The sequence below is a fragment of the Brevundimonas sp. LM2 genome, from assembly GCF_002002865.1.
GTDB lineage: Bacteria > Pseudomonadota > Alphaproteobacteria > Caulobacterales > Caulobacteraceae > Brevundimonas.
This window is the reverse complement of sequence record NZ_CP019508.1, coordinates 183,184-197,563: the sequence shown is the minus strand read 5'-3', so window position 1 is coordinate 197,563 and position 14,380 is coordinate 183,184. Positions and strand designations below refer to the sequence as shown.

Annotated in this window: 18 protein-coding genes; 2 read left to right on the top strand and 16 right to left on the bottom strand. The window is 70.4% G+C overall.

All coding sequences use genetic code 11. The features are described from left to right. Nucleotides 1–246: 246 nt before the first annotated feature. From BZG35_RS00995 to BZG35_RS00930, 14 genes are all read right to left on the bottom strand, one after another. Nucleotides 247–1,617, bottom strand: a complete 1,371-nt coding sequence (locus BZG35_RS00995) for a S41 family peptidase (RefSeq protein ID WP_077353939.1) — start codon at nucleotides 1,615–1,617, stop codon at nucleotides 247–249. A gap of 238 nt (nucleotides 1,618–1,855) precedes the next feature. After that, nucleotides 1,856–2,923, bottom strand: a complete 1,068-nt coding sequence (locus tag BZG35_RS00990) for a murein hydrolase activator EnvC (RefSeq protein ID WP_077353938.1) — start codon at nucleotides 2,921–2,923, stop codon at nucleotides 1,856–1,858. Continuing rightward, on the bottom strand, nucleotides 2,923–3,387 hold the full coding sequence (gene rlmH, locus BZG35_RS00985; RefSeq protein ID WP_077353937.1) for a 23S rRNA (pseudouridine(1915)-N(3))-methyltransferase RlmH: 465 nt from the start codon (nucleotides 3,385–3,387) through the stop codon (nucleotides 2,923–2,925). The genes BZG35_RS00990 and rlmH overlap by 1 nt, the downstream gene beginning before the upstream one ends. Before the next feature lie 7 nt (nucleotides 3,388–3,394). Further along, nucleotides 3,395–3,751 carry a ribosome silencing factor gene (gene rsfS / locus BZG35_RS00980; RefSeq protein WP_253189320.1) on the bottom strand — a complete coding sequence of 119 codons (357 nt, stop codon included), beginning with the start codon at nucleotides 3,749–3,751 and terminating at the stop codon, nucleotides 3,395–3,397. A 276-nt stretch (nucleotides 3,752–4,027) separates the two neighbouring features. After that, nucleotides 4,028–4,681: a nicotinate-nucleotide adenylyltransferase gene (locus BZG35_RS00975; RefSeq protein ID WP_077353936.1), complete on the bottom strand. Its 654-nt coding sequence runs from the start codon at nucleotides 4,679–4,681 to the stop codon at nucleotides 4,028–4,030. Between the two features lie 80 nt (nucleotides 4,682–4,761). After that, nucleotides 4,762–5,010: a hypothetical protein gene (locus BZG35_RS00970; protein WP_077353935.1), complete on the bottom strand. Its 249-nt coding sequence runs from the start codon at nucleotides 5,008–5,010 to the stop codon at nucleotides 4,762–4,764. Nucleotides 5,011–5,060: 50 nt separating this feature from the next. Further along, a complete protein-coding gene (gene obgE / locus BZG35_RS00965; RefSeq protein WP_077353934.1) occupies nucleotides 5,061–6,113 on the bottom strand; it encodes a GTPase ObgE in 1,053 nt (350 codons plus the stop codon). Nucleotides 6,114–6,438: 325 nt separating this feature from the next. After that, nucleotides 6,439–7,794 (bottom strand): amidohydrolase family protein, encoded by a 1,356-nt coding sequence (locus tag BZG35_RS00960; protein WP_077353933.1) that lies wholly within the window; start codon nucleotides 7,792–7,794, stop codon nucleotides 6,439–6,441. Beyond that, nucleotides 7,794–9,287 (bottom strand): amidohydrolase, encoded by a 1,494-nt coding sequence (locus BZG35_RS00955; protein ID WP_077353932.1) that lies wholly within the window; start codon nucleotides 9,285–9,287, stop codon nucleotides 7,794–7,796. Before BZG35_RS00955 ends, BZG35_RS00960 begins: the two co-directional genes overlap by 1 nt. A gap of 91 nt (nucleotides 9,288–9,378) precedes the next feature. Then, nucleotides 9,379–9,657 carry a DUF167 family protein gene (locus BZG35_RS00950; RefSeq protein WP_077353931.1) on the bottom strand — a complete coding sequence of 93 codons (279 nt, stop codon included), beginning with the start codon at nucleotides 9,655–9,657 and terminating at the stop codon, nucleotides 9,379–9,381. Between the two features lie 8 nt (nucleotides 9,658–9,665). After that, entirely contained in the window at nucleotides 9,666–10,040 is a 375-nt protein-coding gene (locus BZG35_RS00945; protein ID WP_077353930.1) for an SdpI family protein, read from the bottom strand. Continuing rightward, nucleotides 10,037–10,333 carry an autorepressor SdpR family transcription factor gene (locus BZG35_RS00940; protein ID WP_077353929.1) on the bottom strand — a complete coding sequence of 99 codons (297 nt, stop codon included), beginning with the start codon at nucleotides 10,331–10,333 and terminating at the stop codon, nucleotides 10,037–10,039. Before BZG35_RS00940 ends, BZG35_RS00945 begins: the two co-directional genes overlap by 4 nt. A 111-nt stretch (nucleotides 10,334–10,444) precedes the next feature. Next, nucleotides 10,445–11,374: an electron transfer flavoprotein subunit alpha/FixB family protein gene (locus BZG35_RS00935; protein WP_077353928.1), complete on the bottom strand. Its 930-nt coding sequence runs from the start codon at nucleotides 11,372–11,374 to the stop codon at nucleotides 10,445–10,447. A gap of 1 nt (nucleotide 11,375) precedes the next feature. Beyond that, on the bottom strand, nucleotides 11,376–12,140 hold the full coding sequence (locus tag BZG35_RS00930; protein ID WP_077353927.1) for an electron transfer flavoprotein subunit beta/FixA family protein: 765 nt from the start codon (nucleotides 12,138–12,140) through the stop codon (nucleotides 11,376–11,378). Between the two features lie 111 nt (nucleotides 12,141–12,251). Here BZG35_RS00930 and BZG35_RS00925 point away from each other — a divergent pair, with 111 nt between their 5' ends. Both BZG35_RS00925 and BZG35_RS00920 read left to right on the top strand, forming a co-directional pair. Further along, nucleotides 12,252–12,593 carry a hypothetical protein gene (locus BZG35_RS00925; RefSeq protein ID WP_077353926.1) on the top strand — a complete coding sequence of 114 codons (342 nt, stop codon included), beginning with the start codon at nucleotides 12,252–12,254 and terminating at the stop codon, nucleotides 12,591–12,593. After that, the gene (locus BZG35_RS00920) at nucleotides 12,593–12,811 is read left to right on the top strand and encodes a DUF4287 domain-containing protein (protein WP_077353925.1); all 219 of its coding nucleotides are present in this window, start codon (nucleotides 12,593–12,595) and stop codon (nucleotides 12,809–12,811) included. The genes BZG35_RS00925 and BZG35_RS00920 overlap by 1 nt, the downstream gene beginning before the upstream one ends. Here BZG35_RS00920 and BZG35_RS00915 read toward each other — a convergent pair. After that, entirely contained in the window at nucleotides 12,808–13,701 is an 894-nt protein-coding gene (locus tag BZG35_RS00915; protein WP_077353924.1) for an alpha/beta fold hydrolase, read from the bottom strand. The genes BZG35_RS00920 and BZG35_RS00915 overlap by 4 nt on opposite strands. Before the next feature lie 58 nt (nucleotides 13,702–13,759). Then, nucleotides 13,760–14,245, bottom strand: coding sequence for a Fur family transcriptional regulator (locus BZG35_RS00910; protein ID WP_077353923.1), 486 nt, complete (start codon nucleotides 14,243–14,245; stop codon nucleotides 13,760–13,762). Nucleotides 14,246–14,380 lie beyond the last annotated feature (135 nt).

Genomic DNA, 14,380 nt, shown 5'->3' with positions numbered 1-14,380 from the left:
GACTATGAACGGACGGCGGTTAAGAAAGCCTAACGGGGCATTAGGCATGATTGGGGCGTCGCATGAGCCCTTCCCCCATTCTTCATGGGGGAAAGCGGCCCATCGATCGCGCAGCGATCCAGGGCCGATGGGGGAAGTCTTGCCTGGCTTTGCAGAAGACCAAGTTCCCCCATCCGTCCTGTTCGGCCTGCGGCCGAAGACGGACGGCTTTCCCCCGCGAAGGGCGGGGGAAGGCCTTTCGCTCGCCTATTCGCCTTCCGGCGCTTCCGTGGTGTCGATCGCGGCGGTCTCGACCGTGCCGTCGCTGATGACGATGCCTTCGGGGGCGGCGGCGAGGCGGGTCAGGTCGCCGTCGGCGCGCAGCACGTCCAGCGCCCGCTGCAGCTGATAGTCGGCCTCCTCGTCATAGTCCTTGCCCGGCGCCTCGCGGGGCGTGTGGGCGCCCTTGCGCTCGGCCCCGATCGAGGCGTCCAGGGCCGTGGCATAGGCGGCCTCGGAATAGATGAAGCTGGAGCGGGACACGATCCGCGCCTCGGCCTCGGTGCGGGCGACCTCGAGGTCGGGCTCGATGCCGATCTTCTGGATCGAGGAGCCGGAGGGGGTGTAGTAGCGCGCCGTGGTGATCGACAGGGCCCCGTCCTGGCCGTTGCGCAGCGGGATCACGGTCTGGACCGACCCCTTGCCGAAGCTGGTCAGGCCGACGATCGTGGCCCGTTCCTGATCCTTCAGCGCCCCGGCGACGATCTCGGAGGCGGAGGCCGAGCCGTAGTTGATCAGGACCACCAGGGGCAGGCCCTCGATCTGATCGCCGGCGCGGGCGGCATAGCGTTCGATCTGGTCGGGTTTCCGGCCCCGCTGGCTGACGATCTCGCCGCGTTCCAGGAAGGCGTCCGAGACGTCGATGGCGGCCGTCAGCAGGCCGCCGCCGTTGTTGCGCAGGTCCAGCACATAGCCCTTCACGCCCGGGTTCTCCGCCTTGATCTTGGCGATCGCGGCGGTCAGTTCGCGGCCGGTGTTCTGGTTGAAGGTCGAGACCCGCAAATAGCCGAACTCCCCCTCGACACGGCCGGTGACGCTGTCGACCTTGATGACCTCGCGGACCAGGGTGGTCTCCAGCGGCTCCTCGCCGTCGCGCAGGAAGGTGACCTTGACCGCCGTGCCCATGGCCCCGCGCAGCTTGTCCGAGACCTGGGACACGGTCAGGCCCGAGGCGTTCTGGCCGTCGATGGCGGAGATGACGTCGCCCGCCTTGACCCCGGCGCGGGCGGCGGGGCTGTCGTCCATCGGCGAGATGACCTTGACCAGGCCGCCCTCGGCCGAGATGGTCAGGCCGACGCCCGAATATTCGCCGGTGGTCCGCTCCTGCAGCTCGCCATAGCCGTCCGGCGACAGATAGTTGGAGTGCGGGTCGAGGGCGGTCATCATGCCGGCCAGGGCGGCCTCGATCAGCTTCTTGTTGTCGACCGGGACGACATAGGCCTGCTCGACCACGGCCAGGGTGTCGCCGAACAGCTGCAGCATGCGGAAGGTCTCGTTCCGCGGCGTCTGCGAGGCCACGGCCATGCCGCTGAGCCCCAGGGCCAGAGCGGCGCCGCCGACGATGAGCAGTTTACGCATTCGGTCTCTTTCAGGCCGCCCGGGGGCGGCAGGGCTTAGTGAGTAGGGCTTAGGGCTTAGATCACACGCTGAAATCATGGCCACCGCGCGTCCGGTGGATAAAATCAGTGTGCGGCGGGGTTGGGAAGGGGGATTGGGAAGGGAGGGCTTAGGTCTTAGGTCTTAGAAGAGAGGGGTACAGGCTGGATCTGGCACAGTGTCGGCTAAGCCCTAAGCCCTAAGCCCTAAGCCCTACTCCTCATAGATACGGTGCCGGATCCACGGGCCGGTCCTCGCGGCGGAGTTCCAGATAGACCTCGCCGCCGGGGGTGCCGGTGCCGAGCGACTGGCCGTCGGCGATCCGGTCGCCGGGGGCCACGGCGACGACGTCCAGACCGGCGACGACGGCGCGCCAGCCGGGACCGAGGTCCAGGATGACGACCTGGCCCCAGCCGCTGAGCGGACCGGCATAGTCGACGCGGGCGGCGGCGGGGGCGGCGACGGGGCCGGCCGACGACGGCCAGCGCCAGCCGCTGGAGCCGCGCCCGAACCGGGTGGAGGGCGCGCCGGCCACCGGCGGCGTCAGGCGGGCGCGGCCGGCGGGCAGGCGCATGGCGGGCGCCGCGTCCTCGGAGCGGGCCACGCTGGCCGGGCGGCCGCCCAGGTCGCGGATGTGGGTCTCGAGCGCCGCCGAGGCCCGATCGGCCCGATCGGCGTCGGCCTTCAGCACGGCCAGCAGGGCCGCGCGGCGGGCGACCAGGTCCTCGATCTCGGCCCGGCGGTCGCCCTGGGCGCTCTCGCTGGTCAGCAGCCGTTCGCTGGCCAGGACGGCGAGGCGGCGGATGCGGCGGATCTCGGCCTGGCGGGCGCCGATGGCGGCGGCGCGGCCCTGCAGCGCGGGGGCCATGGTCTTCATCAGGATCGCGGCGCGGACGGTGTCGACGGCCTGGTCGGCGGGGATCAGCAGCGGCGGGGGCGGGCGGCGGCTCATCATCTGCAGGGCCGAGAACAGCCGGCCCTGGGCGTCGCGCGTGCGGGCCAGTTCCGTGACGATGGCGGCCTCGCGGGCGGACAGGTCGCGCAGACGCTGGCGCTGGGCCGACATCTGCACGTCGTCGGCGGTCTGGTCACGACGCAGGACCGCCAGCTGGCGGTCGAGGGCGGTCAAAGAGACCGAGGCCTCGGCGGCGTCGGCGCGCAGGCGGCGGGCGCGGATGACCTCGTCGCGATAGCGGGCCTGGAGCTGTTCGAGGTCGTCCTGAACGGAGGCCGCAGCCGGCAGGGCCGACAGGGCGAGCAGCAGGGACAGGAGGGCGGGCCGGTTCATCAGTCGCGATGATAGGGTGATCCGGCCAAGATCGTCACCGCCCGGTACAGCTGTTCGGCCAGCATCGCCCGGGCCAGGGCGTGGGGCCAGGTCTGGGGCCCGAAGGCCAGGGTCGATCCGGCGGCGGCCAGGACCGAGGCGTCCAGCCCGTCCGCCCCGCCGATGGCGAACACCAGCCGCCGCTCGCCGCGGTCGCGCAGGGTGGCGATGTGGTCGGCGAAGGCGCGGCTGGGATAGGTCCTGCCCCGCTCGTCGCAGGCGATCAGGTGGGCGCCTTCGGCGGCGGCCAAAATCAGCTCGGCCTCCGGGGCCTTGCCGGGCTTCCTGGGATCGAGGTCGATCAGCTCCAGCGGGCCGAGGCCCAGGACGCGACCCGCGGCGCTGGCGCGGGCGGCATAGTCGGCGGCGAGGCTGGCCTCGGGCCCGCGCCCCGGCTTGCCGATGGCGGCGATGGCCAGCCTCATGGGTGGATCAGGCGTTCGCCGTGCGGTGGGCGCTGTCGACGGCCCAGATCTTCTCGATGTTGTAGAACATCCGCACCTCGGGCCGGAACAGGTGGACGATGACGTCGCCGGCGTCGATCAGCACCCAGTCGCAGTGCGGCAGGCCCTCGACCTTGGCGCGACCCAGGCCCTGTTCCTTCAGCGTGCGCAGCAGGTGGTCGGCGAGGGCGCCGACGTGGCGGTGCGACCGGCCCGAGGCCACGATCATGGTGTCGGCCATGGGCGACTTGCCCTTCAGGTCGATCAGGACGATGTCCTGGGCCTTGTCCTCGTCCAGCTTGGACAGCAGGGCGGTCTCCAGCGCGTTGGAGCCGGTCGGCACCACGCCCTGGCGGTCGAAGTTCGAGGCGTCGTCGGCGTCGTCGGCATCCGCGTTGAACAGCGGGAAGTCGGCGGCGGAGTCGTCGGAAAGGTCGTCGTCCGAACCGTCTTCGCCGTCCTCGGCGTGGAGGGGTTCGATCGGATCGGTTTCGTGGGCCGTGTTCGAAACGGCCTCATCCTTGATGGGATGGTCTTGCGCGTCGTGCGCGGGCGAGGGGGTCAGCGGAAGGCTCCGGGCGGGTTCACTAAAGACGCTCTCTAGCATATCCAGCCCGATTGGTCACCCGTGGGCTTTGGCGCGCAGCGCCGTCGACGAACTGGGGTTCAAAGGCGCGCGCAGATAGGTCCAGGCGGGGGCGGTCATCAGGGGCAGCAGGCGGGCCTCGCGCGACGAGACGCGGTGGCCGGCGAAGCGTCGCGCGGCGGGGGCGGAGCGGCTTTCCAGCAGGCTGCCCGGGCGGGCGACCACGGCCACCGGCATCATCCGCATGATGTCGGTCCAGCCGCGCCAGCGGTGGAAGGTCTCCAGATTGTCCGACCCCATCAGCCAGACGAACTTCACGCCCGGGTGCCGCCGCTGCAGGGCTCGCAGGGTGTCGACCGTCCAGCGCGTGCCGACCCGGGTCTCGAAATCCGAAACGATCATCCGGGGCCCGTGGGCCCGGTCGCGCGCCGAGGCCATGCGGTCGGCCAGGGGGGCGGTCTGGCGGCTGTCCTTGAGCGGGTTCTGGGGCGAGACCAGCCAGACCACGCGGTCCAGGTCCAGCCGCTGCAGGGCGGTCTCGGCGACATGGGCGTGGCCGTCGTGGGCCGGGTTGAACGAGCCGCCGAACAGGCCGACCCGCATCCCTGGGCTCAGGCCCAGCCCGTCCCGCAGCGCCCCCGGACGGGGGCCGCTGGCCTGGGGCGCGGGACCGGCGTGGAAGAAGGACAAGACGGTTCGCGCTCGTGGACGGCTTATGCTCAGCCGTGCGCTAACACGGGACCGGTCGGCTGTCGCCCTTCGCGTCGCGCTCAGCCGGCGAGGGTGTCCTTCGGCGTGTCGGTCGAGGCCGAAGCGGGTTCGTCGATCGGCGCGCTCGGCGCGGGAGCCTTCTTGAAGGTGTCGCCGACCACGGTGGGATCAGGGCCGTCGGGGCCTGCGTTCTCGCGGCCCTGCCGCCCGGTGCGTTCGACGGCCTCCTTCGAGGTCGAGGCCTCGGGCTTGCCGCCGGGGATGGCGCCGTTCTTCTCGCGGCCCTCGGTCTGGTCTCTGTCGGTCATAATGGCTCCTTGCGGTCAGGGAGCGGTCGGCGGCCGATGCGGTTCCCGGTTCAGGGCTTCCACTGGTCGGCGTCGGAGGCGATCTCGTCGCCGTCGGCGTCGATCTCGCCGCGCGTCTTCCGCACCTCGGCCCAGGCGGCGCGCAGCAGTTCGGGCACGCCCTCGCCGGACACGCCCGAGACCAGCATAGGCCGGCGTCCGGCCACTGCCGCCAGCTCCGCCGCCTTCTCCTCGCGCGCCTCGGGGGTCAGGGCGTCGATCTTGTTGAGGGCCAGGATCTCCTGCTTGTCGGCCAGGCCTTCGCCGTAGGCGTCCAGTTCGCCCCGGATGATGCGATAGGCCTCGGCCACGTCGTCCTGGGTGCCGTCGACCAGGTGGATCAGGGAGGCCGAGCGCTCGACGTGGCCCAGGAAGCGCGTGCCCAGGCCCGCGCCCTCGGACGCCCCCTCGATCAGGCCGGGGATGTCGGCGATCACGAACCGTTCGCCGGGGCTCAGGTCCACCATGCCGAGGTTGGGGGCCAGGGTGGTAAACGGATAGTCGGCGATCTTGGGCCGGGCGGCGCTGGCGGCGGCCAGGAAGGTCGACTTTCCGGCGTTGGGCAGGCCGGCCAGGCCGATGTCGGCGATCAGCTTCAGCCTCAGCCAGATCCACATCTCCTGGCCTTCCTGACCGGGATTGGCGTGGCGCGGGGCCTGGTTGATCGGGCCCTTGAAGCGGACATTGCCCCAGCCGCCGTTGCCGCCCGAGAGCAGCAGCTCCTTCTGGCCGGCCTCGGTCATGTCCAGCACGACCGTCTCCTTGTCCTCGCCCAGGACCTGGGTGCCGACCGGGACCTTCAGCACCACGTCCTCGCCCTTGGCCCCGTGCATCTGCCGGCCCTGGCCGTGGCCGCCGGTCGGGGCCTTGAAATGCTGCTGGTAGCGGTAGTCGATCAGGGTGTTCAGCCCGTCGACCGCCTCGACCCAGACATTGCCCCCATGGCCGCCGTCGCCGCCGTCCGGCCCGCCGTTGGGAATGAATTTCTCGCGCCGGAACGAGACGGAGCCCGCCCCGCCATTGCCGGAGCGGATGTAGATCTTGGCCTGGTCGAGGAACTTCATCGGGGGATTTCTAAGAGAGGGCGCGGACGCGCGCGACGCCGGGTCGCGCGGCTTGACCGCGCCCTATAGGCGAAGAGAGCGGCGATTTACAGGCGGGTGTCAGACAGACCTCTCCCTCCCCCTCGGGGGACATGAAGGTGATCGTATACGATCACCTTCATACGTCATCGCGCAGCGAGGACGGGGTGGGAAGGGCCGGTGATACGGACACAGGTCTGTGCGGCCTTGCCTTGCCGTCCCCACCCGGCTTCGCTTCGCTCAGCCATATGAACGCGATCGCATACGATCGCGTTCATGCCCCCGAGGGGGAGGGAGACGCGCGTGCTCAGTTCCCGTAGGCAAGCGGCATCCCGCCCTCCGAGCGGCCGCCGTTGCGGTAGCGGTCGCGGAGCAGGATCTGGCGGCTGGTCAGGGACTGTTCCTGGCCGTTGATGAACTCCGCCGTAACCGAGGACAGGGGCTCCAGCGGGTCGCCGGACCAGACCACGACGTCGGCGGCGGCCCCGGCGCGCAGCTCGCCGAAGCGGCCGCCCATGCCGAAGATGCGGGCCGGGTTGACCGTCAGGGCGGCGATCGCCGCCTCGAACGGCAGGCCGTGCGAGACCGCGTTGCCGGCGTTGTAGCGAGCCTCGCGGGCGCGGTGGACCGAACCCTCATTGCCCTTGATGGCGATGACCACCCCGGCGGCGTTGAGGGCGGCGGCGTTCTCCATCCTTGCCGCCCGCATCTCCAGATTGGAGGGCAGGTTGGAGATCGGGTTCAGAAGCACGGGCACGTCGGCCGCGGCGATGTCGGCGGCGACCAGCCAGCCCTCCTCGGCCCCGTCGAGGATCAGCTTGATCCCCTCCTCGCGGGCCAGGCGCAGGACCTGCTGGATGTCGGCGGCGCGGTGGACCGTGACGATGAGCGGCAGGGTGCCGTCGGCGACGGGGATCAGGGCCTCCAGATCGGCGCGCGAGACCGACAGGTCGCGCAGGGCCGCCCGGTCGTAGGCGGCCTTGTTGCGGGCATACAGGCGGACCTCGGCCAGGGTCTCCTTGAACAGGGTGAAGGTGGCTCCGCGCGCCCCGCCGGCGACGCCGGCCCCGGCCTCGCCGAAGGGGGCGACCATGGCCACGCGCGGCTGGACCAGGATGTCGGTCCCGGCCGCCAGATGGATGACCGAGGCGGTGCCGGCGAACAGGCCCGGCGTCTGATAGCCGCCCTCGCCCGCGCCGGCGAAGTCGCTGTCGTCCTGATGCTGGTGGCCGCCGGACCCGCCCGGATGGTTCGGCACGACGATGGCGCGGGTGATCCCGCCCAGTCGCGCTACGGGGAGGGCGATCGACCAGGGGTCGAGGCCGTAGCTGACGTCGAAGGAGGCCGAGATGGTGTTGGCCCCGTTCGACTGGTCCTCCGACCCGCCGACCGAGGAGATCTCGGTCAGGCCCAGGCCGGAATCCACGGCGACGAAGCCGGGGGCGACGACCTGGCCGGTGGCGTCGATGACCCGGGCCCCGGACGGGGCGGCTCCGGTGCCGACCGAGACGATGCGGCCGTTCTGGATCACCACCGTCCCGTTCTCGATGACGGAGGTGCCGGTCAGGACCCGACCGCCCGTGATGGCGGTGAGCTCCTGGGCCATTGCGGGAAGGGCGGACGCGGCGAGGGCCGCGAGCGAGATCAGGGCGAGACGGCGCATCAGCGGGCTCCTGCGGCGACGGTGGCGGCCGACAGGCCATAGCCGGGCTGGCCCAGTTCGAAATCGGACTGGGGCTGATAGCGGGGGTCGAAACGGTCGAAGCTGAGGGCCCCGTCGACGAAGACCTGATCGGCGCGGGCATAGACGCTGAAGGGATTGGCGCTCCAGATCACCACGTCGCCGCGCTTGCCGGGCTCCAGCGAGCCGGTCTGGTCGGCGATGCCGATCGAGCGGGCGGCGTTGGAGGTGATCCAGCCGATGGCCCGCTCTTCCGAAATATTCATGCCGGCGCGGCGGCCGGCGGCCAGGGCGGCGGCGGCCTCCTGGTTCAGGCGCTGGGTCAGTTCGGCGTCGTCGGAGTGGATCACGGCGCAGGAGCCGGGCTGGGCGTCGACCAGGGCGGCGTTCTCCTCGACCGCGTCCAGGGCCTCCATCTTGAAGCCCCACCAGCCGGTCCACATGTCGGCGCAGACCCCGGCGGCGGCCAGTTGCGGCGCCAGTTTGTAGGCCTCGATGGCGTGGTGGAAGGCGGTGACGCGGTAGCCGAACTCCTCGGCGATATCGAGCATCACGGCCATCTCATCGGCGCGGTAGCAGTGGTTCTGGACCAGGATCGACCCGTCCAGCACCCCGGCCAGGGTCTCGTTCTGGAGGTTGCGGGTCGGCGGCGAGCCCTCGCCGTCCTCGCGCCACGTGTCCCATTTGGCCTTGTACTCGCGGGCGGCGATGAAGGCGGCGCGATAGCCGGCGACATTGCCCATGCCGGTGGCCGGCGACTGGTTGCGGCCGCCGTAGACGCGGCTGGGGTTCTCGCCGCAGGCCATCTTGACGCCGTAGGGGGCGCCCGGGAACTTCATCCCCTGCATGGTGATGGACGGGATGTTGCGGACGGTGACGCCGCGGCCGCCGAACAGATTGGCCGAGCCGGGGAGGATCTGGAGGGTGGTGACGCCGCCGGCCCGGGCGGTGTTGAAGCCGGGGTCCTGGGGCCACAGGGAGTGCTCGGCCCAGACCTGGGCAGTGTTCGGGCTGGTGGCCTCATTGCCGTCGCTCATGCCGCTGACGCCGGGCGAGGGATAGACGCCCAGGTGGCTGTGGACGTCGATGATGCCGGGGGTGACGAACCGGCCCCGGGCGTCGACGACGCGGTAGCCGGCGGGCACGGGGGTCGAGGCCGGGCCGACCGCCTCGACCTTGCCGTCCGCGACCAGGACCACCCCGGCCTCGATCCGCCGGTCGGTGCCGGTCAGGACGGTGCCGCCGACGATGGCGATATTGTCGCGCGGCAGAGGTTGATAGGTCGAGGGATAGGGGTCGGGGTTGGTCGAATAGTCGAGACCGGTGGACAGGGTCTTGTCGGCGGCCTCCGTCTTGCCGGGGCCGGCCGGGGTCTCGCCGGTGTCGGTGGTGGCGCAGGCCGCGAGAACCATGGGGAGCGCGATCGCGCAGGCGAAAACGGCGAGGCTGGGGCCCCGCAAGGCGTGACGGATCATGGAGTACTCTAATCTACTGCACTGGGACGCAGAGGGCCTGGACTGGGCGGGATTACAAAGCTTTGGAGACACGGCGTCAAAGGCGCAAACATTACCGATCGGTAAGACGGGCCCGAAGCGCCGCGTCATCCAGCCCCTCGACGTCCAACCGCTTCAGACGCGACTGCCCGCCGCGCGCCAGGGACACCGAGGACCGAGAGACCCCGAGTGATTTCGCCAGCAACAGGATCAGGGCGGCATTGGCCTCGCCCTCGACCGGACGGGCGCGCACGCGGACCTGGAGGACCGGCCGTCCCTCGGGGTCGACCCCCCAGCCGTCGATCCGGTCGGCCGAGGCCCCGGGCGTCAGTTTGACGGCAAGGCGACCCATCGCCCGCGTCAGGCAGCCCTGGCCCTGCCGCGCAGCGACAGGCAGTAGGCGAAGGTGACGGCCATCCCGAGGATCACCGCCCCGCAGCCGACCACCACCGCGGTCGCGATCGGCGCGAAGATGAAGGCTCCGGCATAGACCAGACCACTGATCACCATCGACCAGGCGGCGACGCGCTGGGCCTTGCGGGCCCCTTCGCCGCGAACGAAGGTCTTGGGGATGCGATCGCCGAACGAGGCGATCATCAGGCCGGTGGCGCCCAGGACGATCCGCAGGGTGGTCTCCTGGTCGATGTAGCCGAGATTGCGCGCCGCGCTCGAGACGAGGGCGAGGGCGACGATGCCGCCGCCCCAGGCCAGGCTGTTGATCACGTCCCTGTTCATTTCGCGGGCTCCGGCTTGGGCGTCGACGGGTCCGCGTCGAGGCCGAACGATTGGACGAAGCCCAGCAGCGCCTCTTCGAGCACCGAGAGCTTCAGGTGATAGAGGACCGACTTTCCGGCCTTCTCGGCATGAACCAGGTCAGCCTCCTTCAGCACGGCAAAATGGGCCGACATGGTGGGCTTGGAGACGTCGAACCGGTCGGCGATGTCGCCGGCGCTCATGGGCCCCTGACGCAGGAGCTGAAGCACGCGGCGGCGGGTCGGATCGGAAAGAGCCTTGAAGACCTGGGTCATGAATCGACAATTAGCTAAACGTCGAAATGAATCAAGAGCCCTATGTGTCGGGCATTAAAAAGGGCGCGGACCTGTCGGCACCGCGCCCCTGTTCGTCGGTCCGGGTTCGGATCAGCCCAGGGCGGTCATCAGCTCCGGCAGGACGGTCTTGTAGTCGCCGACGATGCCGTAGTCGGCGACCTGGAAGATCGGGGCGTCGGCGTCCTTGTTGATGGCGACGATGATCTTGGAGTCCTTCATCCCGGCCAGGTGCTGGATGGCCCCCGAGATGCCGATGGCGATGTAGAGGGCCGGGGCGACGACCTTGCCGGTCTGGCCGACCTGGTAGTCGTTGGGCGCATAGCCCGCGTCGACGGCGGCGCGGCTGGCCCCGACGGCGGCGCCCAGCCGGTCGGCCAGGGGATCCATGACGGCATGGAACTCCTCGGCCGAGCCCAGGGCGCGACCGCCGGAGACGACGATCTTGGCCGCGCCGAGGTCGGGGCGGTCGGACTTGACCATCTCCTCGCCGACGAAGGCGGCCTTGCCGGCGTCGCTGGCGGTGACGGTCTCGACCGGGGCGGAGCCGCCCTCGGCGGCCGCCGCGAAGGCGGTCGGGCGGACGGTGATGACCTTCTTGGCGTCCGACGACTGGATCGTTTCCAGGGCGTTGCCGGCATAGATGGGCCGCACGAAGGTGTTGGCCGAGACGACCTCGATGATGTCCGAGATCGGGGCGACGTCCAGCCTGGCGGCGATGCGCGGCATGAAATTCTTGCCGTCCATCGAGGCGGGCGACAGGATCGCCTCATAGCCGTCGGCCAGACCGACCACCGTTGCGGTGACGGCCTCGGCCAGGGCGTGGGACAGTTCGCCGCTCTCGGCCAGCAGGACCTTGCGGACGCCGGCGATGGTGGCGGCGCTGTCGGCGGCGGCCTGGGCGCCCTGGCCCACGATCAGGACGTCGACGTCGGAGGACAGGGCCAGGGCGGCGGTCACGGTCTTGTGGGTGGTGTCGCGGACGGACGCGCCGTCGTGATCGGCGATGACGAGAACGGCCATGTCAGAGGGCTCCGGCGGTCTTGAGTTTGGACACCAGTTCGGCGGCGTCGGCGACCTTGATCCCGGCCGAGCGGGTCGGCGGGGCGGTGACCTTGACCACGCTCAGGCGCGGGGCCGTGTCGACGCCGTAGTCGGCGACCGCCTTCATGGCGATCTCCTTCTTCTTGGCCTTCATGATGTTGGGCAGAGAGGCGTAGCGGGGCGTGTTGAGCCGCAGGTCGACGGTGATCACCGCCGGCAGGGCCGCCGACAGGGTCTGGATGCCGCCGTCGACTTCGCGGGTCACGGTGGCGGTGCCGCCGGCGAGTTCGATCTTGGCGGCGAAGGTGGCCTGGGGCCAGTCCAGCAGGGCGGCCAGCATCTGGCCGACGGCATTGTTGTCGCCGTCGATCGACTGCTTGCCCATCAGGACCAGGTCGGGCTTCTCCTCGGCCACCACGGCGGCCAGGAGCTTGGCCACGGCCAAGGGCTCAAGGTCGGTGTCGGACTGGATCAGGATGCCGCGGTCCGCGCCCATGGCCAGGGCCGTGCGGATGGTTTCCTGGGCCTGGGTCACGCCGATGGAGACGACCACGATCTCGGTCGCCGTGCCGGCGGCGTGGTGCTCCTTGCCTTCTTTCAGACGGACGGCCTCTTCGACGGCGATTTCGTCGAAGGGATTCATGCTCATCTTGACGTTGGCGAGGTCGACGCCGGTCTGGTCGGCCTTGACGCGGGCCTTGACGTTATAGTCGATCACCCGTTTGACGGGGACGAGAACTTTCATGCTTGTCTGTCCATAGGATCGCCGGAATGCTGGCGCAGGAAATGGGCCGGGCGAACGGGCCTGTCAACGTAACGCGACGTCACCGGGCGTCGCACCGGGGTATGATCTGAGATGAACCGCCTTCTGAACCCGCGCCGGATCACCATCCTGTTTGTCAGCCTTTTCGTCGTGCTGACGGCGGGCGTGCTGCTGATGCAGCGCTACTGGATCGCGCCCGAGGATGCCTGCATCGACAGCGGCCGCTGGTGGTACGAGGAGGGTCGCGAATGCGTCCAGCCCATCTCGATCGCCGAGATCACCGGCCGCCCGATCGGCGTCAGCCGCGCCGAGGCCTCGCTGGAGAAGAACCGCGAACTGGTGGAGATTGAACGCCGCCTGGCCGTCGAGCGCACCGCCCGGGCGGCGGCGATCGAGCGGGACAGGCGGGCTTTGGAGTCCAAGGCGGGAATCTGATGTCGTTCCAGGCCTATATCGACAACGTCCAGGCCAGGACCGGCAAGACGCCCGACGACTTTCGCGCCCTGGCCACCGAAAAAGGCTTCCTGGTCGACGGCGCGGTCCCGGCCTCGGTCAAGGCCACGCAGATCACCGACTGGCTGAAGGCGGAGTTCGATCTGGGCCATGGCCACGCCATGGCCGTCTATGCCCTGCTGAAGGGAAAGACCGCCTAGACCACGGCGTCGAACAGGGCGTCGCGGACGATGTCGGCGCGGACCATCGGGAACAGGTGGCCGGTTCCGGGCGCGGTCTCGACCGCCACATGCTCGAGGCCACGCGGCTTTTCGGGCACCTGGGTGATCGAGCCGGTCTCGGCCTTCAGGATCCGGGTCGGTCCGCGATAGGTCCGCATCGCCTTCCAGGGGTCGTGCCCCTGGGCCAGATAGTTCGACGCTTCCCAGTCCGGCGCGCAGGCCAGGACCAGGCCGTCGCCGGACGACGGCACGAGACCCTCGGCGAGATAGTCGATCAGGACGGGATCCGGCCAACCCTTGAAGGCCCCTCGTCCGCGATAGGCCGCCAGGGCCGCCTCCCGGCTGTCGAAACCCGGGCGGCGGCGGCGAGCCCCGCGCACGATCGGAATCCGCTCGGCCAGGCGGCGCAGGACCGGGGTGCGGAACAGCAGGGCGGTCGGGCCGCGCCAGATCACCGGATCGAACAGGACCAGCCGCGAAACCCGCTCCGGACGCTCGGCCGCCGCCAGCAGGCTGGCGGTGCCGCCCATCGAATGGCCGGCCATCACCACCGGGGGACCCGGAAAGGTGTCGAGCAGGGCGGTCAGGTCATCGCGGTGGTCGTGCCAGCCGCGGCGTCCGACCGTCGCAGTCGGCAGGGTGGTCGCCCCGTGACCGCGCAGATCGGGGGCCAGGATGCGCATCGACGAGGCCAGGGGCGCCAGCAGGGTGCGGTAGGTGCGGGCGTTGAACCCGTTCGCATGGACGAAGATCAGGTCGACCGGCCGGTTGGCGTCGCCGAAGTCCAGCACGGCCATATCGCCCGCGCCCCACCGATTCTGGATGGGGACCGTCAGGCGGCGGGGTGGGGTCAGCCGGGCGGCGTCCATGACCCAATCTAGGCCTCGGCGCCCCGCCGCGCCAGCGTCGCCGCGGCGGATCAGGTCGTTATGCGGCGATCCGGCACGCGGGGCACCGGCCGTGGCCCTCGATCGTGGTCCGCTGCAGCAGATAGCCGGAGGCCGAGGCGGCCTGCTGCAGGGCTTCGCCTTCCGGCGGCGTGACCTCCTCGGTGGCGCCGCAGCAGTCGCAGATCAGGAAGGCGGCGGCGTGGGCGCGGTCGCCGACGGAGCAGGCGACATAGGCGCTGATCGAGGCGATCCGGTGCGCCAGGCCCTTCTTCTCGAGGAAGTCGAGCGCGCGATAGACGGTGGGCGGTTTGGCGGCGGTCCCGTCGGCCCCGAACCGGGCGATCAGATCATAAGCCTTCACCGCCTCGCCGGCCTGCAGCAGCAGTTCCAGCACGCGACGGCGCGGCGCGGTCATCCGCTCGCCGTCGGCCACGCAGCGGTCTTCGGCCAGGGTGAGGGCGCGGCCGATCTCGCTGGCCGACAGCCCCCCGGGGGCGTGCTCGTGATCGCAGACGGATCCCATACGCCACAGCTAGGGCGGGTCGGCGTCCACCGCAACCGGCGTCGCGCGACGCCCGGACGGCGCTTCGCCGCGGAGGGCTTGCGCCCGCTCCCCTGGCACGTGAATCGGCAGGACCGATCCCGCGGGCGTTTGCCC